10 protein-coding genes and 1 tRNA gene are annotated in these 21,337 nt (G+C 69.1%); 3 read left to right on the forward strand and 8 right to left on the reverse strand.

Annotation, left to right across the window (positions count from 1 at the left end):
* Positions 1-5 precede the first annotated feature (5 nt).
* Positions 6-77: transfer RNA gene (locus AB0H42_RS21060), tRNA-Cys, on the reverse strand.
* 168 nt (positions 78-245) lie between these two features.
* On the opposite strand from AB0H42_RS21060, the gene AB0H42_RS21065 reads away from it, so the two are divergent.
* Together AB0H42_RS21065 and AB0H42_RS21070 are read left to right on the forward strand one after the other, a co-directional pair.
* On the forward strand, positions 246-788 hold the full coding sequence (locus AB0H42_RS21065; protein ID WP_357058160.1) for a MarR family transcriptional regulator: 543 nt from the start codon (positions 246-248) through the stop codon (positions 786-788).
* 169 nt (positions 789-957) lie between these two features.
* A complete protein-coding gene (locus AB0H42_RS21070) occupies positions 958-2,004 on the forward strand; it encodes a hypothetical protein (RefSeq protein WP_357058162.1) in 1,047 nt (348 codons plus the stop codon).
* 103 nt (positions 2,005-2,107) lie between these two features.
* Here the strand turns inward: AB0H42_RS21070 and AB0H42_RS21075 are convergent, their stop codons facing one another.
* The 6 genes from AB0H42_RS21075 to AB0H42_RS21100 all read right to left on the reverse strand — a co-directional run bounded on the left by AB0H42_RS21075 (position 2,108) and on the right by AB0H42_RS21100 (position 19,745).
* Positions 2,108-2,884 carry an enoyl-CoA hydratase gene (locus AB0H42_RS21075; RefSeq protein WP_357058164.1) on the reverse strand — a complete coding sequence of 259 codons (777 nt, stop codon included), beginning with the start codon at positions 2,882-2,884 and terminating at the stop codon, positions 2,108-2,110.
* Positions 2,885-2,991: 107 nt separating this feature from the next.
* Positions 2,992-3,738: an ESX secretion-associated protein EspG gene (locus AB0H42_RS21080; protein ID WP_357058166.1), complete on the reverse strand. Its 747-nt coding sequence runs from the start codon at positions 3,736-3,738 to the stop codon at positions 2,992-2,994.
* Between the two features lie 6 nt (positions 3,739-3,744).
* Positions 3,745-4,560 carry an ESX secretion-associated protein EspG gene (locus tag AB0H42_RS21085; protein WP_357058168.1) on the reverse strand — a complete coding sequence of 272 codons (816 nt, stop codon included), beginning with the start codon at positions 4,558-4,560 and terminating at the stop codon, positions 3,745-3,747.
* Positions 4,557-7,187 carry a hypothetical protein gene (locus AB0H42_RS21090; RefSeq protein WP_357058170.1) on the reverse strand — a complete coding sequence of 877 codons (2,631 nt, stop codon included), beginning with the start codon at positions 7,185-7,187 and terminating at the stop codon, positions 4,557-4,559. The genes AB0H42_RS21085 and AB0H42_RS21090 overlap by 4 nt, the downstream gene beginning before the upstream one ends.
* Before the next feature lie 75 nt (positions 7,188-7,262).
* Positions 7,263-7,742: a YbaB/EbfC family nucleoid-associated protein gene (locus tag AB0H42_RS21095; protein WP_357058172.1), complete on the reverse strand. Its 480-nt coding sequence runs from the start codon at positions 7,740-7,742 to the stop codon at positions 7,263-7,265.
* Between the two features lie 240 nt (positions 7,743-7,982).
* On the reverse strand, positions 7,983-19,745 hold the full coding sequence (locus AB0H42_RS21100; protein ID WP_357058175.1) for a toxin glutamine deamidase domain-containing protein: 11,763 nt from the start codon (positions 19,743-19,745) through the stop codon (positions 7,983-7,985).
* A gap of 437 nt (positions 19,746-20,182) precedes the next feature.
* Between AB0H42_RS21100 and AB0H42_RS21105 the strand changes: the two genes are divergently transcribed.
* Entirely contained in the window at positions 20,183-20,869 is a 687-nt protein-coding gene (locus tag AB0H42_RS21105; protein ID WP_357058177.1) for a hypothetical protein, read from the forward strand.
* 132 nt (positions 20,870-21,001) lie between these two features.
* Here AB0H42_RS21105 and AB0H42_RS21110 read toward each other — a convergent pair whose 3' ends face one another.
* Positions 21,002-21,322, reverse strand: coding sequence for a hypothetical protein (locus AB0H42_RS21110; RefSeq protein ID WP_357058179.1), 321 nt, complete (start codon positions 21,320-21,322; stop codon positions 21,002-21,004).
* Between the last annotated feature and the right edge of the window lie 15 nt (positions 21,323-21,337).

Raw genomic sequence — 21,337 nt, forward strand, 5'->3', positions numbered from 1 at the left:
TACAGAGCGAGCGGCGGGAATTGAACCCGCGTAAACGGCTTTGCAGACCGTTGCCTGAACCACTCAGCCACGCCCGCGTGACTCGATGATCATGGCTCGCCGCCGCCGCACGGCACACAGTTGCGCTCAGCCGGATCGCAACCGGTGACAGCGCCCGGACCGGTGGCGGCGCGGGTGACACCCGCCACCGGCGGGTGTGCCCACGCCGCGGCTCACCGGCGAGGTGGCGTGCGATGATCGAACACATGTCTCGCCCCCGCCCGCTACCCGTCGACCCTATCCAGGAGGCCCACCGTCAATGGGTCGGCCACGGCTGGGGTGCGGTCGCCGACGGGATGGCCGCGGTGACCTCACTGGTCCGCGCCCAGCAGATCGTCATGGCGCGCGTCGACGAAGCCCTGCGCCCGACCGGCCTGACCTTCTCGCGCTACGAACTGCTGCAACTGCTGAACTTCAGCGCGACCGGTGCGCTGCCGATGGCAGTGGCCAGCGCCCGGCTGCAGGTGCACCCGACCAGTGTCACCAATTCGGTCGACCGGTTGGAGGCGGCGGGGTTGGTGAACCGGGTACCGCATCCCAACGACCGGCGGGCCACGCTGATCGAGATCACCGATGCCGGAAGGGCTCTCGTCGCCGAGGCCACCGACTATCTGAACGAGCGCGTGTTCGCGCGGCCGGAGCTACCGCCCGACCGGTTGCGGACGCTGCTGCAGTTGCTCGCCGAGTTCCGGCACACCGCGGGAGACTTCGACACCGGCGAGGAACCGGCCCGCTGGGCCGAACCCTGACCGTATCCCGGGCGGCCGGCGCGGACCCGGCAAACCCGGCTTCGACCAGGGCATCTCGGATGTTGGCCCGGCCGGATCGGCAGCGAAAACATCACAGCCGGGCACCCATTCGGCGAATTTCTCGGGGGTTCGGCTTGGCAACGACCGGCCCGCGGCGCACCATATGTTTATGGTGCTGGTTCTCGGGGTATCAGTAGGCGCCTCAGGTGCGCGTGCGGTGCTCACCCATTCGGATCAACCGCACCTGCCGCCGATCGATCGATGTCATATCCCCCGCCCGGCCCGCGCCTCGGTGGCCGAACCGGCCCTCATCGCGATCCGCCGGATGTACGGCGCCGCCGACCGGCGCGACGAGTACATCACCGGAACCGCGGTGACCTGTCACAACCGGGAGCAGGCCGAAGTGGTGGGCGATGCCCTCGGTACCGGCCGCGTCACCCTGGTGGACGAGCCGCTGGCGCAGTTGCGCTACCTCAGGTTCACCGAGAAACTGCCGGCGACCGGGGTGGTTTCCCTGTTCGACCTGGGCTCCTCCGGTCTGACCCTCACCCAGATCGACTGCCGCACCGATACTGTGCTGGCCGGGGCCCACTGCCCGGGGTTGGGCGGCGACGGCTACAACGAACTGCTGTGCGAATGGCTGGACTCCGCCGGTGTGTACACCGACGAAACGGCGGCCCGCCGGTACCGGGAAGCGCTGAGCAGTGCCCGTGTCGTGACCGCCGCCGACCCCGATACCGCCGAACGCGCGGTGATCACCCGCAGTGACCTCGCCGAACTCTGCGCGGACGCGGTGCAGTCGGCCGCCATCCTGGTACACCGGGTGGCCGAGCAGACGGAGGCGGCGCCGGACGCGGTGGCCCTGCTCGGCGGGTGCGCCCGCAATCCGGCCCTGCGCGCCCGCTTGACCGAACTGCTGAACCTGCCGGTGGTGTGCGATTCCGAACCGGAATATGTCTCGGCGCGCGGCGCGCTGCTGTTCGCGGCCGAACGGCCCGCCGCCGGTATCCGCACCGCGCATATCCGGGCGGGCGGTCAGGTGGTGCCGCTGGCCCCGCCTGCGGTCGGGCGGCGCAGGGTCTACGCGGCCGCGGCGGTGACGATCGGGCTGGGTGCGACCGTGGCCGGACTGCTCACGGCCCAGAACGGGGCCGCACAATCCACCCGGACCAATTTCGTGCCCACCGACATCCTGGACGCGCCACCGGCGCCCTGAACCGGGCCCGCACCGCCACCGGCGAGCGGGCCGCGGTCTTCGGGGTGCGCTTCGCCGGGTACCGAACCGGTCGCCTCGGGGCCCGGGCCGCGCGCCGAGAAAATCAGCGGTTGGTGAACTTCGCGGGCCGCTTGTCCACGAAGGCCGCCATCCCCTCGGACTGGTCCGCGGTCGCGAACAGCGAGTGGAACACCCGCCGCTCGAACCGCAGGCCCTCACCCAGCGTGGTCTCGAAGGACCGATTCACCGCCTCCTTGGCGATCATGGCCACCGGCAGTGACATCGACGCGATGGTGGCACCGACCTCCAGCGCGGTGTCCAGCAGTTCGGCGGCGGGCACGATCCGCGCCACCAGACCGGCGCGCTCGGCTTCTTCGGCATCCATATTGCGGCCGGTGAGCACCAGATCCATGGCCTTGGCCTTACCGACCGCCCGGGTCAGCCGCTGCGAACCACCGATACCGGGAATGACGCCGAGTTTGATCTCGGGCTGGCCGAACTTGGCGGTATCCGCGGCGATCAGGATGTCGCAGATCATGGCGAGTTCACAGCCGCCGCCCAGCGCATAACCGGCGACCGCCGCGATGGTCGGCTTACGGAACTGGGCCAGCCGCTCCCAGCGGGCGAAGTAATCGTCCATGAACATGTCCATATAGGACTTCGGCTGCATCTCCTTGATATCCGCGCCGGCGGCGAAGGCCCGGTCGGAGCCGGTGATCACCACGGCGCCGATCTCGTCGTCGCGTTCGACCTCGTCGAGCGCGGCGATCACATCGTCGAGGACCTGCGCGTTGAGCGCGTTCAGCGCCTTGGGCCGGTTCAGCGTGATGAGGGCGACCCCATTCTTGCGCTCCAGCAGAATCGTCTCGAAGTCGGTCACGGCGCATCCTCTGGTTCGAAAGGTCATGAACATCGGTGACGATACCGCGCGCCGGACGAGCGGCATCGACATGGCTCGAGGGTGCGGCGCGACGGTTACGGCGGTGTCTACGTCGCCAGTCGGACCATGATCTCCGCCATCCGCGCCTCGATCCAGTCGCATATCGCGGTGCCGTCCATACCGACCAGTTCCGCTTCCGGACCCATCACGTACCGGCCGTCCCCCGGTAGATCTCGCCAGACCAGACCCACATGGATAATTCCCCGCACCCGGAAACCCAGCCGGCCCTGGATCACTTTCAGGACCCCGGCATCCGGTCCGGACGAAACGCAGGAGGTGCCGGACGCGGGGAACCCGCGGAAATCCGGGTTCGCGCCCCCGGCGGCGAGCCCGGTCGACACCGACTGCGGATCGCGGCCCGCACCGGCTTCGGGCAGCAGACCGACTACCGTCCGCGCCAGGACCGCGGGACTGCATTCGGCGATATCGAAGCCGCCCGAATGGGCCACGGTCTCGCCCGGCCGCTGGGTGATCACATAACCCCGATCGTCACGACGAACCGCATGCACCCGGAGACACTGCTGCGGATCGGTATGGTGCCGTTCGTTCCACAGATTCGCCAGAACCATGATGTCGGGCCTGGTGAGCGCACGGACCATATCGTCGAACCGCGGATCGGTCACCTCGCGCAGGGCCGCGCGTACCTCGTTCCGCTCGCGTTCGTAGTCGTCGGCGAACCTCGTGTTACTGGTGAAGGTGAACGGACGCGGCAGGCCGCCGAGACGGAGGTCGTCGCACAGCACCTTGAACTGCAGACCGGTGAGATTCCAGCGGTAGCCGATCGGTTCGGACACAGGCGGTCATTCCTCGATTTCCATATTTCGATCGAGCCGGGCCACTACCAGATCTACCTGCTCATCGATCCACTCGATCAAATCCTCGGTGCCCATTCCCCGCGCGGACGGTGACGAATGGTGCATGGGGATCGCGTACCGGCCGTCACCCTCGACATCGCGCCACAGCATTCCCATCTCGACACGGCCGCGCGGACCGTACTTCGAACGACCCTGAACCACCCGGATGGAGCCGCTGCGCACGGCGGACGTACGCAGAAAGGTCAGGGCACGGTCGTATTCGTTACCGGTGTCCGCGTCCTCGTCCTGATCGGAGATCATCGATCCGGACGTGCTGTATCCGGGTTCGAACCGGGGATTTCGCGTCGTATCGGGGATAGCGGTATCGGGCAATCGCCCGGCCCGCGCGAACGGTATCCGCGACAGAACGATATCGCCCAGCGCATGCGGATCGCATTCGACGATATCGAAGCCGGCCGCATGGTGCACCGTTTCGCCGGGCCGCTGGGTGATCACGAAACCCCGTGCCCGCTGCCGGCAGGCATGGACGCGGGTACGCACTTCCGGGTTGTCGAAATCCCCGTCGCCGCCGAATGCCTGCAGGCTGACGAATACGTCGGGTCTGGCGAGCGCGACGCCGAATGCGTCCAGCTCACCGTTGTAGCGAACCCGTAGGTCCCGGGCGGTCTTCGACAGCTCCCATTCGTATTCGTCCGCCCACCGGATCGAACTGGTGAAGACCAGCGGCCGCGGCAACCTGCCCTCGGTGTGGTCTTCGCACAGTGCCCGGAACTCCAGAGCGGTGAGCTCCCAGCTCCTCATGGTTCGATCACCGGTTTCACCCGGTCCGGGATGTCGAAGACATCCTCCATGTTCTCGCGGCCCTGCAGGTATTTCGACGGTTTGTAGTCGTTGTTCTGCCCGCCCGAATTAGCGGCGCCGGCTCCCGGAGCACCACCCATCGGCGCTCCCCCCATCGGCTGCGAGGAACCCGTAGGCGATTGATAGTGGCCGGCTGGTTCCGTCCCCGGTCCCGCCAGCGCGGCTCGGGGGAACAGCTGGGACTGCTGCGGCTCCGGGTAGGACGACAGCGGCGGTTCCGGAGGAGTGACGCCGCCCGGCAGGCCCGCACCGGCACCGCCGCCCGCACCGGCACCGCCACCCAGCGCGCCGGCCAACTGGTCGAGCTGCTCCCGGGCCGGATCCAGCATGCCCTGCAGGTGCTGCTGGATCTGGCTGGGGTCCAGCATTCGAGCCAGTTCGTCCATTCCGGGAAGGCCGCTGCCGAGCTGCGCGAACGCCTGAATCCCCTGGGTGAGCAGGTTGGCGATCCTGCCCAGCGGATCCTGGTTGCTACCGCCTGCTCCGCTCCCGCTGCTACCGGAGCTGTCGCCGAGGAGGCCGGACCAGCTGTTGCCCGTGCTGCCGGCACCGTTGCCGCTCCCGGAACCGGAGTCGTCGCCGAACAGCGTATCCGCCGAACCGTAGGGCGAATTCTCGTCGTAGAGCGAGGAGAGCGGGGTGTTCTTCAGCTCCTCGGGCATCTCGTCCAGCGGGATGCCCGTGAGCTGCGAGAGCGCGTCCGCGAGAGAAGGCTCGCCCGAACCGTCCGATGCCGTGATCTTCCGGTTCTTCAGCGCCTCGGGAAGCTCGGAGGTCGGTATACCGGTGAGTTTGCTCAGGATATCCGCGGCCGTGGGGTTCTCCGGCATCTCGTCGGCACCGCCGGTGGAGTCCGAGCCGGGTCCACCTTCCGACCCTGGGCCGTTCCCGCCGGTCGAACCGGGGCCCCCGTTGGAGACCTCTTCGCCGGAGCTGTTGTTGCCCAGCAGATCCTCGGCCGACGGCATCTCCGGGAGCGTTGGGGACTGCTGCTGCTGACCGGTGTAGGCCGGGCTGCTGCCGCCTTTCGGACTCGAGCCGCCGCCGCCCGCCGGGCTGCCGCCGCCGGACCCGGTTCCGCCCGAGGATGCCTTCTCGGGCATGGACGGCATGGTCGGGCCACCGCCGGTCGCGGTTTCGGGCATGGACGGCATGGTCGGACCACCACCGGATCCCGTTTCCGTCATGGACGGCTTGGGCGGGCTGCCGCCGCTACCCGACCCACTGCCCTTCGAACCGGCCGTGATGGGTGCGCCGGAGCCACTCGACCCGTTGCCCGGACCTCCCCCTGAACCGCTCTGTCCGGTGTATTCCGGTCCGCCGCTGCCGGGACCACCACCGCTACCGGACCCCGTGCCCCGACCGTCTTCGAGACCATCCGCGTAGCCGTCCGCGTAGCCGGATTGATAGGTGCTTCCGCTTCCGCTGCCCGAGCCGCTCCCACTGCCACTGCCACTGCCACTGCCGCTGCCCGAGCCGCTTCCACTACCGCTACCGCTCCCACTACCCGAGCCGCTTCCACTACCCGAGCCGCTTCCGCTGCCCGAGCCGCTCCCACTGCCGCTACCGCTCCCACTACCCGAGCCGTCGCCCTCACCCCCGGGCTTCGTGATGGGCCCGTCCAATACGGGCATCACCTTCACGGTTTCCTTCATCGGCTCGAGGTAGTACTCGTTGAGCCGCCAGCGGTAGTCCCCCAGGTCCGGCTCGTGACAGCCGCCGGGTTCCGTGGGGATACCCGGCATCTGCGGCTTCGTGTACGCCAAAAATGTGGCCGCCCAGGCCATGTTGTCGCGCACCTGCTCGATGGAGTCGATCAGCGGCTGGACGCCGTTGCGGTAGTTGCGTACCGCTTCCTGCGCGCCCGCCGAGCCCTCGCCCTTCCACGACTCGGCCAACGGAAAAATCTTTTCCACCAAGCCGTTCAACTTGGAGCCCAGATCGCTCGCCAGCGAACCCCAGGTCGCCGAGCGGTTCATCACCGCCTGTGCATCGATGTACTGGCCGTGGTCGTACATCTCCCGCCAGGACACCGCATCCTGGGCCTCGACCTTGATGGCATCGCCCGGGTCCTTGTTGCCACCGTAGTTCTTCACACCGCTCGGAATATCGGGACTCTGATTACTGAACACGAGCGTCGGGTCCCGTGGTGCCATCGGGTCGGCCACTGTCGCGGGCTTGTAGTCCGCCGCGCCCTCGCCCGGCTTGATCGCGCCCAGTTCATCGCTCGACGCCTGGTCGACATTGTCGTAGGCCTTACCGGCGGCAATGAACAGCTGGGTCAAACCCTCGAGCACCGTGGCGTGCTCACGCAGGATCTCGTACAGCCGGCCGGCCTTCTTGCTGTACCCCCCCGCCAGCTGATTACCGGACGACAGCGCCCCGAACATCGCCGGATCCAGCATATCCAGCTTGTGCTGGGTGATGGCATTGGCCATACCCCGCAGATCATCGACCAGATCGGCGGCGGCCCGGGCCGCTGTGATCGCGTCCTTCGGGGTGAACTGCAGATGCCCCTCGTTCGCTTGGGTGGTGAGAGCGGTCAGCGTGTTCGGGTCCAAAGCCATGAGCGTTCACTTTCCGTCGTAACCGTCGACCGGATCCTGCGGTACCGCGACCGGGCTCGACATGATCGCGCGTTGTCAGTCTCGATCCGCGACAATGGACGCCGGCCCCGGATCATCGGGCTCATCCGGCTTGTTTCCCGGCCAGTCCGGCGAATCGGGCGGCACGGTCGGTGTTTCCAGCGGTTGGGGTATCAATCCGGCCAGGTCCGGCGCACCCTCGACCATCGCGGACAGCTTCGGCAGTGAATCCCGATGCGTCAGCAGCGGATCCATGAGTTCGCGTGCCTTCTTCTGCACCTGGGCCGCGGCCTCCTGTACGGCCTTGGTGATGGCCGCGGCGATCTCGTCCGGCGTCAGCTCGAGGATATCGTCGGCGAATTTGGTATCGATGAGCAGACCGTCGGCGTTCACCGTCACCTCGATCCGTTTCTCTTCGGCGAGGACCGTGGCGGTGAGCAGGGAACGTTTCTTCTGTACTTCGGCGATACCGCGCATCTGGTGGCTCAAGCCCGACAGCATGGCCGCCATATCTTCCTGCAGGCGTTCGTTCACCACGGTGCTACCTCAGTCCTTCTGGTCCGGAAGTGACCTCCGCGAAGACCACACCCTCGGGGATTACAGCGCAAGATGTTGAATACACGATGGCGCGCACGCGAATTCGGTGTGCGCGCCACCGGGCGTTCCGCAGAACTGGCTGTCCATCCAGCGCAATTGGTCGACGGCGGCGCGCTGACCGACGGCGAAGGATTCGAGAGTGCCCGCGATCGACTCGTCGACTCCGCGAATCCGCCGCTGTCAGAGAGTAAAAGGTTTGTCCTCCTCCGGCGCCGGGCCCGGATGATGGTCCGGGCCGGCAGTCGTGGCGCCGGGCGGCAACCACGTCATGTCCGCGGCATCGGGGGCCCGGAAATCCGTCGGCAGCGACCACTCCACCGGCCGTCGGCGTTGCGGCCGGCCGTGCCCGTGGTAGAGCCGCCGCCCCGGGCCGGGCTTCAGTACTCCGTCGTCCCCATCTCCGGCCATGCCCCGACCTGCTCCTGATGCCAGGCCGCCCAGGACGCCGCCACCATCGCGTCGGTGCTCGTCGGTTGTGGCAGGCGTGTCGCCTTGTCGATCACCATCGAGAATTCCGCCGCCGGCTTCACCTCCGAGCGGACGCTGATCCGGTACTCGATCCGCGCCGCGGTCTCGGCGATCCGCAGCAGTTCGACCCTGGTCCGGCGCGGATAGATCTGCCGTGCCGCCGGTTCCCGGCCGGTGGTCGCCGCCTCCGTGTAATCCTCCAGCACCGTCGAACCCGACCAGCTCGGATACTGCAGGATCACGCCGGTCTCCGCGTGCACCACCAGACACGACATCCCGACGGCCCGGCCGGTCTCCCAGTCCTCCTCGGTCGTCTCCGGCTGGAGCAGCCAGGCGCCCACCGGCATCCGGCCGATCAGGTACCGGTGATCCCCCGGCAGAACTTCCCGGACGTAGTTCCGTACTTGATCCTCGCTCTGTAACGGTGGATTCATCTCTCACTCCTTCTGAGGTGTGGTCGAGGTTCGGGCCACCCGCGACGGCCTGGGCCGGTCCGGACCTCGTGGAAGTCCGCGTCGCCGCGGCTGTCGCAACGGTCCGGCCCGGTGGTATCGCGACGAAATTCAGGTACAGGGTGCGCTGGATCAGGGCCGGTGGCGGAGATTCCGATACTTCGCCTGTCACCGGGTCCCACCACACCGGCTGGGTCGCGCCCTTGGGAAAGACGACCACCGGAGCCGCGGCACCGGTGATGGTCAGCTGGTCCTCGGGCAGTGCGCGGTCGAAGGTTCCCGTCTTCGGATCCACCTCGACGGTCACGCTCACAGCCACCACCGCGGCACCGGGACCGAGGCTCGCGACCCAGTCGTGTAGCGCGGCGAACTGCGCCGCCACGGATTTCTCCGGAAAAGCGTTCAGCTCGGTCTTCGTCCAACCCAGCAGCCGGTCGATACCGTCGCCGGCGCCCATGTCCTCGTCGTCGGCCCCCGCGGACGGCTGCCGCGGCGCGGCCACCAGCGGTGTCCCCAGGAAGGACGATACCGCTGCCATCGCCGCGTCGAATTTGTTGAGACCGAACGCGGGAGCCGCCGGGTCCGTCACCTCGACCAAGGTCCGGTAGGGGTTGCCGAGCGTGGGATACGTACGCGGATCGGCAGCGGTGACATAGTTCCCGCGGCTGTCGCGCAGAGCGTCTTCGAGCGCTTGCCGGGCCGCCGGGTCCACCGGATCGAAGAACGGGTCACGGTCCGCCGACGGATCCGCCAAGCGCAGCGGCGGCTGCGGCGGGTCGATTTCCGGCCGGACCAGCGGCCCCATATCCTTCTGCGCGAATGGCGTATCACTGATGCGGCGGCCGGGTGGTATCTCCAGAAATCGGAAGTCCACGGCTTCGGGGAATGCGTGTGCCGGCGGGGCGTCCCACGTCTGCCCGGTCACCGGGTTCCACCACACCGGTCCCGCGGCGTCGACCGGATAGACCACCAGCAGCATCTCGGTCTCGTCGTCGAAGGACGAAACGAGTTGCCCGGAACGCGGATCCACCGTGCCGAGCTCGATCACGGCCACCGCCGCGGAACCGGGCCCGAGGGCATCCACCCAGTCGTGCAGTGCGCCGAAATGCGCCGACTCCGGGCCCGCCTCGGACCCGAACCGGCCGAGACTGTTTCTGCCCCAATACTGCAGGCGGTGGATGGCGCCGCCCTCGTCGTCCTGGTTATGGACGCCGAGCCCGGAATCGGGATGACACGGCACCGCCACCTGCGGCTTGCCGAGGAAGGACGACAGTCCCGCCAATGCCGCGTCGACCCTGTTGTATCGGCGCATAGGTGTCGTCGGGCCACCAGCGTTGACCAGCATGCCGTAGGGCAGTTCGGGGGTGGGATAGGAGCGCGGATCCGCTCCGGTCACGAAGTTTCCGTGGCTGTCGCGGAGGGCGTCTTCGAGGGCTTTCTGATGTCCCGGATGTTCGAGCCGGTCGAGGTGGTACCGCTCGAACCGGCGCCCGTCGGTGGGATCGGCGAGCAGCATCGCGGCCGGTCGCCGCCGCCGCGGCCGGGTCGCCGGCAACGGACGCGCGGCCGTTGCCGGCGCCGGCAGGGTGGGGTTGCCGTTCGCTGGTTCGGTCACCACGGTGCGGCCGGGCGAAATCGGCAGGAACTGCACGCTCGCCGACCGCGTGGCCATACCGACCGGTGGGTCCGAGGACATTTCACCGCTCTGCGGGTCCCACCACACCGGCCGGTCGGCGCCGGGCGGATAGACGATCGCGATCGCGTGCCCGCCGGCGGTCTTGGGAGAACCGTCGGCATTGTGCAGCGGAGCGTCGGTCACCGGATGCCGCGCGTACCACTCGTTGGTGACGAACGCGGCCGAGCCCGGACCCAGATGTTCTATCCAGGCGCCGATGGCCGCAAGCTGCTCCGGGATCGACCGGCCGTCGTGGGCATAATCGTCGAACTCGGTGCGGAACATGTGGACCGCCCGCTCGAGACCGCCGTTCTCGCCGTAGGTCGAACTCACCACACCGTCGACCACTCGGAAATACGAGGGCGCGGCCACGACCGGATGTCCCAGGAATGTCGACAGCGCCGCCAGCGTGCAATCCACACAGTTGGTATCGCGCCCCGGCACCGACTTCCCGCCGGCATTGATCAGTTCCCCGTACGGCGGGCCGCCGGCCGGATGGACGCGTGGATCGGCGTTGACGACGATGTTGCCGTCGCGGTCCCGCATCGCCTGATCCAGGGCGCGCTGCGCCTCCGGGCTCTCCAGCGGAGCCATATGGCCCGTGCCGAAAACCCGGCTCCGCGTCGGATCCAGCACCTGAACAGGCGGCTGGCGGCGCCCGTGCCGTGGCGCCGGTGGCGGGTGGCCGGGAGACGGCGGACCCGGCGCCCCGGGCAAGTTCGCTGTGGGAACCGCCGGCGCGGGCACCGGCGGCGGGAGAGTGCGGTACGACGGCGCCGCGGGGACCGGATCGCTCGGGCCGGGACCGGGCCGTGCCGGCCGTGGCCCGAGCAGCTGCCGCAACCGCTCGCGCAGCCGGAACGATGTCCCGGTGGAGTGCGTATTGCCCGACCTGGTTCCGTTCCGAGCGGGCCGGGACTGCACCGGGCCCCGGGAACCGGACGCGGTGGGCGAATTCCCGGCCGGCGCGCCGAGGCTCATCCCCGTATCCGCCCGGCCCCCGGCAGCGGTACCGGCGACCTGCGTCGTCCCCGGGTTTCCGGCGGGATCGCCGACGGTCCGCCCCGCGGGTATCGGGACGAAGGCCAGCTCTGCCGTACTCGCCACCAGGGTCGGCGGCGGCGCGTCCCAGGTTTCACCGGTCACCGGATCCCACCACACCGGCCCCGAAGCCATGGGCGGGTGGACGACCACCAAGGGCTCCGGGTCCCCGAGAACGACGCCGCCGTCCGGGGCACGAAGCGGCGCACCGGTCTGCGGATCCGGCCGGGGTTTCACCGGCAGGACCAGTGCCGCCGAGCCCGGCCCGAGATGGGTCATCCAGTTCTGCAGCGCCTCGTACTGCCGGAGGATCGGCAGTGCGCTGTCGAAACCGGTCGGGTCACTGTGCAACCACTGGACCGCGCGGTCCTTACCACCGGTTTCGTCCGCGCGATCGTTGCCGGGAATCGCCGGATCGGGCTGTCGCGGCACGGCGACCTCGGGTTTACCCAAGAAGGTCGCCAGTGCCGACAACGCGGCATCGAACCGGTTGGTGTCGCGGCCCCGCAGGGCCGTACCCCCAGGGTTGATCATCTGCGCGTACGGATACTCCGGCCGGGGGAAGGTGCGTGGATCGGCACCGGCGACAAACTTTCCGTCGGCACCTCGCAAGGCGTCCTCGAGCGCCTTCTGGAAACCGGGATGCTCGACCGCGCGCAGGCCGCCTTTGCCGATACGCCGGCTCTCCGAAGGATTGGCCAATCGCGGCGGCGGATCCGGGCGGGTGGGCACCGGCGCGAGCACCGGTTCCCGCACCGGATGCCGCGGCACCGGCACCTCCGGCCGGGCGGACGGCTGCGCCGCGGGGAGATCATCGAGCACTGTGGTCCCCGGCGGCACCGGAATGAACCGCATCATCACCGTGCTCCGCGTCAACCGCAGCGTCGGCCGCTCGGAGGCGATATTGCCCTGCGGATCCCACCACACCGGGCCGGGCGCGCCCGCCGGGTACACGATCAGGGTCGCGTGCGAACCGAGAACGGGTTGCCCGTTGACCGACAGTGGCCTATCGGTGAGCGGGTCCCGCGCCTGGTAGACAATCTGCACATAGGCCGCCGATCCCTCGCCCAGATTCGTCACGTAATCCTGGAGCGCGGCGAACTGCTGCGGGATCGTGCGCGTCCCGTCGTTGAAATCGTTGGGCTGATTGCCGAGCATCCGGTGCAGCCGGAACTGGTCGAGACCGTCCCCTCCGACGGTGTCGACCACGCCGTTCACGATCCGGTGGTAGCGCGGCAGGGCGACCTTCGGCTTCCCGAGGAAGGTCAGCAACCCCGAGATCACGCAGTCGAGGCAGTTCTTGTCCCGGCCGGGCGCGGTCGTGCCGCCGGGGTTGATCATCTCGCCGTACGCCCGCTCGCCGGCCGGGTGGTTGCGCGGATCCGCGTATCTGACGACCTTGCCGCCGGAATCGCGCATGGCGTCGTCGAGATCCTGTTGCAGCGCCGGGTTCTCCAGTGGAGCGAGCCAGCCCGGTCCGAACATCCGGGCATCCGAGGCATCGGCCAACAGCGGCGGCGGCCACGGCCGATCCAGACGCGGCCGCGGCGAGACGTCCTGCTGGGCACCCGGATGCGGCGGCGGTACCGGTGACCGATTACCGAGACCGGGTCCCGGGTGCGGCACGCGCGGGCCCACCGGCACTTGCTGCGCACCGTCCCACTTCGGCTTCTTCGCGGCGGGCTCCGCCTGTTCGGGTTCGGACAGCGGTCGCTCGGCTCCCGCGTGCCCGGTTGCCGCCGGCACCGGTTGCGGCCCGGTCTGCTCGGACGCACTCGGTGCCGCCGGGTCGGTGACCAACCGGGTGTTCTCGGCCGGTGGATCTTCCGGTCCCCTGTCCGGCAACTCGATGTCGGAGTCCATCGCCGGCGAAATCTGCTCGCTCCCCGGCAACTCGTGCCGCTGCTCGCCCCTGGCCGGTACGTGCCGCTGCCCACTGCCGGGCAGTTCGTGGCGCTGGTCGTCCCCGGGCAACTCGTACCGGAATTCCCCCCCGGACCGAGTGCCTCCCTGATCCTCGCCCGGCAGTTCGTGCCGTTCGACGACTTCGGGCTGCCGGTGCCCCGACCCGTCGGATTCCGTCGCTGTTCCCCGCGGCCGCAACGGGCTCGCACCGCTCGGCACCCGTCGCCCCGGAGCCTCCGGCGCGACCGTGATCAATCCGTCCGAGTCCCGTTCCATCAGGACATCGGACGACATCACCGGGATCAACCCAGCCGATTCCACCCCGGCCGCCGCGACATCGGGCACCGGCGAACCCGGCCCGTCCCGACTCCGCTCCGGTGGGGCCTCCAGCGCAACCGGAATCAACCCGTCCGAGCCCTCCACCATCACCACATCGGACGACACCGGGATCAGCCCGACGTACCCACCCTCCTGCGGCCCGTCGGAGATCGTCTTCGGAACCGGAGCAGACCGGGCATCCTGCTCTGTCGCGCCGGATGCCGGGCCGGGCGCGGCCGCCGGGGGAAGCACTACTGCCCGGATGAGGTACTCGGGGCGAATATTGCCGTAGTCGCCGGTGGGGTTCGGCACCACCTCGGTGATCTGATAAACGGTGCCCCGGGCCAGCAGTAGTTCCCGTTCGTAGGCGTAGCGGCCGTTCCGGCCCAGCCACAGCCCACGAGTGCCCGCCGGCAGGTCCAGTTCGATCCGGACCGTGCCGGGGAAGGCCGGTACCTTCCCGAGCGAGGTCGACAGGTAGGCCGGTTCCTGCTGAGTGGTTCCGACCAGCAGCCGGGGGTCGCGCCCGCCCAGCGGCGCGCCGTCGCTCGCGGTGAGGAACGAGATATCGTTCATCCCGCGCACCGCCCGGAGCGGACCGCCGGGTATCGGCCGGTCCACCGCCGCATCGAGATCGGTGATCCGCCGGTCGAACGCGGCCTGGGTGGGCGCGGTTCCCAGATAGGCGGTCAGTCGGGACAGTGTGTCCTGGTCGGCGTCGAGTTGTTCCAGGTGCGCCTCTACATCCGGCCGGCCGAGCACCTGGTCGACCACCGCCCGCTGCTCGGGGGACAGATCCGGGTTCTGCGCGATGCGTTCCAGGTCGGCGCGGGTGGGCGCATCGCCGCCGTTGAGGTCGTAGAGCGTGATGAGGGTCGGCAGGGAGTCACGGACCCGCGTGAAGAATTCCGCTCGGTCCGGGTTGCCGTCGCGCAGCACATTGTTGACGGTGAACGATTCGGCGACGTATTTGCGGGTGGCATTCTGTTGTTCGGCGGGCAGATCGTGGAATACCCCGAGCCGGTTCTCGCCGTACCGGTTGCCCGACTCGTCATCGGTGAACTGCCGGTACCCGTCCACACCGATGTACCCCTCGTCGAACTCCGGGGACGGGGGCGGCTGTTGCGCAGCGGGATCGGTCGCCGGTAGTTCCGCGACCCCCGGTTCGGGTCGCCGCGCCGGGGGGATCTCCCGCGCCGCGGGCGCCGGTGTCATCACGGCTTCCGGGAGCGGTGTGTATTCGTCCGGCTGCACCGGTGTCTCGGACTCGACCGACGCGTGCGGCATCACGGTCTCAGGAACAGCGTCGAGCTCCACCGGCTCCGGCGACTCCGACCGATCGCGCGCGTCCGAGATCACCACCTCGGGCACCGGCGCGAACTCCACCGGCTCTTGGGTGAACCCCGGCCGCTCCGATGCCACAACTTCCGGCAGGGACGTGAATGCGGTGTCCTGCTCCGGGTTTCCGATAGGGTCGCGTAGCGGTTCGAACGACCCGTCCGCTGTCGGGTCACCTCGCCGATCGCCGGCTCCCGCCGGGCTGTGCGGCGCTTCGCCGGCCGCGGAACCACCCGGCGATGGCGCGTGCGGCACCGCGGGCGGATCGACGGTCCGGCCCGGAGGAATCGAGAGGAAGCCCAACCGTGCGGTTGTCGCCACCGCGCTCGCCGGTGGACGGTCCCAGGTCTCGCCGGTCACCGGGTCCCACCACACCGGTCCGTCGGCGCTGGGTGGATAGACGACCACGAGGGGTTGCATGCCGGTCACCGGACGGTGCTGTGGATCGCGCGCGATCGTCCCGGTCCGGGGATCGATCTCGGGGACGACCCGGAAGGCCAGTGCGGCGGCCCCGGGACCCAGGTGGTGCACCCAATTGTGCAAGTGCGTGAACTGTTGCGGTACGGGCAGGGCGGGATCGAAATGGTTGGGCCCGGTGCCCAGCCACTGGGCCGCCCGCAGATATCCCTGGGGCTCGTCGGTCTGTACATAGAGGCCGGGCCCGCCGTCGGCATGGCGGGGCGCGGCGACCTGCGGGCTCCCCAGGAAGGACGAAAGGGCCGAGATCGCGGCATCGAAGCGGTTCGTGGTGCGGCCCGGCAGGGCGGGGCCGCCGGCGTTGATCATCCTGCCGTACGGATTCTCCGATGTGGGATAGGTCCGTGGGTCGGCGCCGACAACGAAATTGCCGGAACCGGCGCGGAGTACGTCGGCGAGCACCTTCTGCAGGCCGGGATGTTCGACCGGATCGAGACGGCCCGGGCCGAACGTCCGGGTCGCCGCGGGATCGGGCAGCCGCATCGGTGGCTCGGGAACGGTGCGGACCGGCGGGGACACCGGGCCCGGCGGCGGGCGATGCACCGCCGGGGCGGGTGGTTGCGCGGCGGGTGGGTCGGCGACCATGCTCCGGCCCGGCGGAATCGGGATGAAATCGATTTTGGCCGTGTTCCGGACCATATGCTGCGGCGGCCCGTCCGATATCGCGCCGGTCTGTGGGTCCCACCAGACCGGGCCCGCCGCGCCCTTGGGATAAACGATCACCGTGGCGTGGGCGTAAGAGGTCCCGGGCCTGCCGCCCGCGACCGGTGACGCACCGGTCGCGGGATCGATTCGGTGCCATTCGCTGTTGACGAAGGCCGCAGATCCTTCGCCGAGGTGGGTCATCCAGTCGTGGATGGCGGCGAACTGCTCCGGAATGGTCCGGCGGCCGTCCCGATAGCTGTCCGGGTAGGTCCGCAGCATATGGAACACCCGCTGCAGCGCCTTCGGTTCCTGCCGCAGGGTGTCGACGACACCGTCCACCATGTCCGGATAGCGCGGTACGGCGACCTCCGGCCGGCCTAAGAAGGTCGCCAGGGCCGACATCGCGCAGTCGGGGCAGTTGTTGCCGCGGCCCAGGGTCGCCGGGCCCCCGGGATTGATCAGCCGGCCGTAGGGCGTGCCCCCGGCGGGGTGGGTCCGGGGATCGGCGAATCGGATGAAGTTGCCGTCCTCATCGCGGAGCACGTCCTCGAGGTTTCGCTGTGACTGCGGGTCCTCGAGGGGAGCGAGCAGACCCGGCCCGTACACGCGGGTATTCGACGGGTTGGTCAGCAGCATCGGTGGCGGTGGTCGCCGCCGGCCGGGCGGTGGCGGCCCGGCCGCCGGCGCCGCGGTGGAAGACGGTTGCACCGGGCCCACCTGCGGCAGAACTCGATTCGGAATCGAGGGTCCCTGCTGCGGCAACGGAACCTGCGCAGTCACCGGCCCCCGGTGCGTCTGCGCGGGCGACGGCCGGCGGGACCGCGGAGGCGGCGGCGCGGTCTGTGGCCCCACGGTCAGCGGGACCGGCGCCACGGGTGGGGTCTGCTGGGACTCGGACGCGGCGGGCGGCGGCACCGCGGGCTGCTCCGGGTCCGGCACCGCGTGCTGCTCCGGATCCGGCACCGCGTGCTCGGTACGCGGTTTCTTCGGCGGCGGTTCCGCCTCGGATTCCGTCTCGGCATGCGACCGCTTGGGCCGCCCGGCATCGCTGTCCGCGGTCGACTGCTGCCCGCCCTGGTTCGAGGGTGGTGAATTCTGGGTGGGCGAACCGGGCTGCTGGGCCGGTTGCGCAGGATTGAGTGGCGGCTGGGCCGGGGTCGGCGACGCGGAAGCGGGGGACTGCGGGAGCAGGCTCCCCGGAACCCGCGCCGGCGAGGGCATTCCGGGTTCGATGAGCGGGACCGTGTCCTCACCGTCGATTACCGAGGTCTGGAATTCGGTTCGAGTCCAACGCGAATCCGCGTCGTCGGAGTGCTGGATATCCGCCAGGTTCGCCCAGGCGTCCTCGTCCGATCCCGGGGCCGGCCCGGGATCGGTTCCGGTGGGCAGCCCGTCGCGACCGGAAATCGGCCCGGCCGCCGGTGTCGAATCCGCTCCGGCGGCAGACGTAGTCGACGCGGGTGCCGAATCGCCGGCGGCAAGCCCCGCCGGCGTGCCGGTGGGCGCCGCCGACGAGGAAGTCCCCGGTCTGTTCCCGGCGGAACTCGACTGTCCGGCCGGTGCTTCCGTCCGGCCCGGCTGGGTCGATGGCGCGGGCTGGGTGGGCCCGGCCGACTGGCCCGGCACCGTGGACTGCGGCGCCGCAGCGGGCTGGACCGGGCCGGTCACCGGCGCCGCCGGCGGTACGGACGACTGCTGACCTCCCACGATCGGCTCCTGGCCGAACCGGCCACCGGTCTCTCCGCGATCGCCGGGTCGCTGCCCCGCCGCCGACTCCCCGGCCCGCGAACCGGGCTGATCCGGCCGCTGTCCCGGCTCACCCGGCTTCTCGCTACCGGAGATCCAGGAAGCGTCACCGTGCCGATCCCCGTGGTTCGCGGTGTTCTCGCCGGACGCGGTCGCCGGGTCGCTGCCCTTACCGCCGAGCGGGTCCGGCGCCGACTCCGGCGACCGGTGACCGCCCTCGTCGCCGGTATGCCCGCGTTCACCCGATGCCGATTCTCCGCTGTCGTTCCCGCTCGACGCGCCGCCGTTTTTCCCGGTGGATCCGTCAGCGCCCCGGTCACCGTTGGTCGGCCCGTCGCCGCCGACCGACGCCGCGGCTCGGTCGTCTCCCCCGGCCCCCGGATCGCTCGGCCGGGTCCGCCCGTCCGACCCGGCCCCACCGGTCGCACCGCTGTCCACCGGCGCGGGCGCGGGCGGCTGCTGCGGTGACCGGCCACCGGTGGGCGAGATCTCCGGTGCGGTGGGACGCTCGTTGTTCCCGTTCCCCGGTTCGTACGGGTTGCTTCCGGAGAAATCGGTGGGGTCGGAATGCTGTCCGCCGAACCCGTCCGGCTGCTGCCCGCCGGAGAAATGCTGCGTTCCGGTGGACGAGCCGTACAGGCCGCTGGGCGTGAACGATGTCCTGCCGGTCGGCACGATGCGCGGCCCCCCCGACCGCTCCTGCCCGGACCCGTACGTCTCCGATCCGGCCGGGGAACGCGGACCGTCCTCGCTCATGCCCGCGTTCTCCCCGGTATTCTGCGCACCCGGCACCGACCCGTCCCCCGAGCCGCCGGCGAATCGCGGACCGCCTCGCCCGAACGGGCTACCGCTACCGGCGAACCCCGACGGGCCGAAACCAAAACTCGACGGATCCGCCGCACCGACGATCCCGCCCTGGATGAAACCTCCGGCCACCCCGATCCCGGTGAGCGTGTCCTCCACACTCTGCCCCGAGATCGCGGAGACGAACAGGCTGCCGAAGATGCCCGCACCCCCGTCGGCCGCAGCGCCGACCACGGTGTTGCGGCCCACGCGGCCCCACCAGTTGTCGAGGCCGGCGCCGAAACCCTTGGAGAATCCGAATCCGTTGCCGATTCCTTTGTTCAGTCCCTTGGCGATACCGCTGCCGACCGGTTCCGCGGCACCGCCCGCCGCGACGCTGTAGCCGAATTCCTCCCCGTTGAACTCGTCGCGTTTCCCGTCGGCCAGTTGCCCGGCCTGTATCGCGCCGTTGATGAGCGCCTCTTCGGCCGCCCCCTGGATCACCTCGCTACCCACCGACCCCCAGCCTTTGGCGGTCGGCATCACCGGTTTACCGGCCAGCAGGCTCTTCCAGAAACTTCGCTGGATATTGGGCGCACCGAGTTTGGCGGCCAGGTTCTGGATCGCCCGCTGGACGGAGGTGGCCACTGCCTGCAGGGTCGCGCGGGTGGTGCCGATCGCCGCGGCCTCCACCGCGGGCGCGGTCGGCGGGAACAGCCAGGCCAGCGCTATCTCGATGGCCAGCCAGCACAGCGTGATGATGATGGTCAGCTTCTGCGACTGCAGTTCGGTCCCGAAATCGAAGGTCGAATCGGCGGTTTCGAGCATGTAGTTACCGAGGGCCTCGAGTGAGGAGTCTCCGGTACGCAACCGGTCGAACTGGGCGCCCATCTCGACCCGGGCGGCACCCTCGGGGTAGGCCGCCATGGTCGCCTCTTCGACTTCGTCGACAGCGGCGAGCAGAGCCAGCAGTTCGTTCGCGGCGTCCTTCCAGGCCGCGGACACCGCCCAGGCATTGTCCTCGTCGCCGTCCGGCCATTCCGCACCGGCGATCCACCCGAGCCAGCGCAATTCCTCCGGCAGATACAGGCTCATCGAGACAGAACGCCGGCAGACACTGTGCTGATCACCGCCACCTCCTCGCAGAACCGCTCGGGCGAATTACAGCCGACGAGGGTGAACCAGCGATGGCGCACAGGAGAATTGGGCAGAAATGACCTGTTCTACGGCAAACATTCCCCGAACAGCCGGGTGCAGGGTCGCGGTGGGGTTCCCACCGCGAGCTGTGTCAGGGTCGACAGTTGCTGTCGCAGGTGGAATCCGACCTCGCTACGCCATCCTGCGGGCGGGTTCCCCATCCGGTCGGTGAACGCGGCATATCCGGATACCGAACACCGTGAATCCGCTCGACGAACGGTGGTCTATCAGGGATCGGTGGCTTGTGTTTACAGGCGTCCGCACGCGCGCCCCGCCGGTAACTCAGCCGGTACGGTTGACACGATCACGGTGCTCTCGGAAGGCGGAAAATCAGAATGGACCCCTCACGCTGTGTTGTTCTGGTACCCGTCGGCAGCCACATCGAACACGACTGTGATGAGGCGTTGAAGCAATTGGAACGACGCGGCTACCCGGTGTGGCGCAGACACGGCTCGGCCGCGATCGACCAGGCCCGCAGTCAGATGGCCACCGATGCGCTGGCCGAGGGATTCGACGAGTTGATGTGGATCGATTCGGATACCGGATTCGATCCGGACGCGGTGGACCAATTACGCGCCCACGACCTTCCACTGGTGGGTGGGGTATGCGTCAAGAAAGGTTCACGCGCACTGGCTTGTCATGTCTTGCCGGGCACCGAGAAGTTCGTCCTCGGCGAAGGCGGCGGTCTCACCGAAGTCCGCTACGTCGGGACAGGTTTTCTGCACACCAGGCGGGAGGTCTACGAGAAGATCGCCGAACACGAGGAGCTCCCCGTGTGCAACCTCAGGTTCGGCAAACCCACTGTCCCGTATTTCCTACCGATGCTGCTACCGGAAGGCGACGGCAACCACTGGTATCTCGGCGAGGACTTCGCCTTCGTCGAACGCGCGCGGCGCTGCGGATTCAGCGTGTACGTCGACACCAGCTTCCGGCTGGACCACATCGGAACCTACAGCTACACGTGGGAGGACGCCGGGAGCAACAAGCCCCGCTACGGGAGCTACAACTACTACTTCAACTGAGGTACGAGCAGCCACCGGCGCCTCGGCAGAGCCCGAGCGGTAGCGAACCTACGCCGGAGAATCCCTTCCTGCCGGATCGCGGTCACGATCGCCGAGAGATCCCGGTTTGCGGACACGGCCGCCCGCCTCCGCTCAGACCTGCCCGTCCATCCTGCGCAGCTCGTTGACAGCATCGGTTTGACCGGTGGCGATGGCAACAAAGGTGCCGCCGATCCCGTCGACGCCGTCGAGCAGGTTCGGCTTGGAGGTGCCGTAACCGTCGTTGTTGTTGCCGTTGATGAACTTCTCGCCGAAACTATCGTTACCCCACGGCTGTCTGTTCTGCTCGTCCTCGAGTCCGCCGAGCCGCTCCCGCAACCGGCTACCGACACCCAGTATCGAATCGCCGAGCTCCTGCGATATTCCCGCTGCGATCGCCAACCGGTCCGGATCCACCTCTACGCGATCCACCATCGTCCTCACCTCTCA

The organism is Nocardia sp. NPDC050799, assembly GCF_040654015.1.
Classification (GTDB): Bacteria; Actinomycetota; Actinomycetes; order Mycobacteriales; family Mycobacteriaceae; genus Nocardia.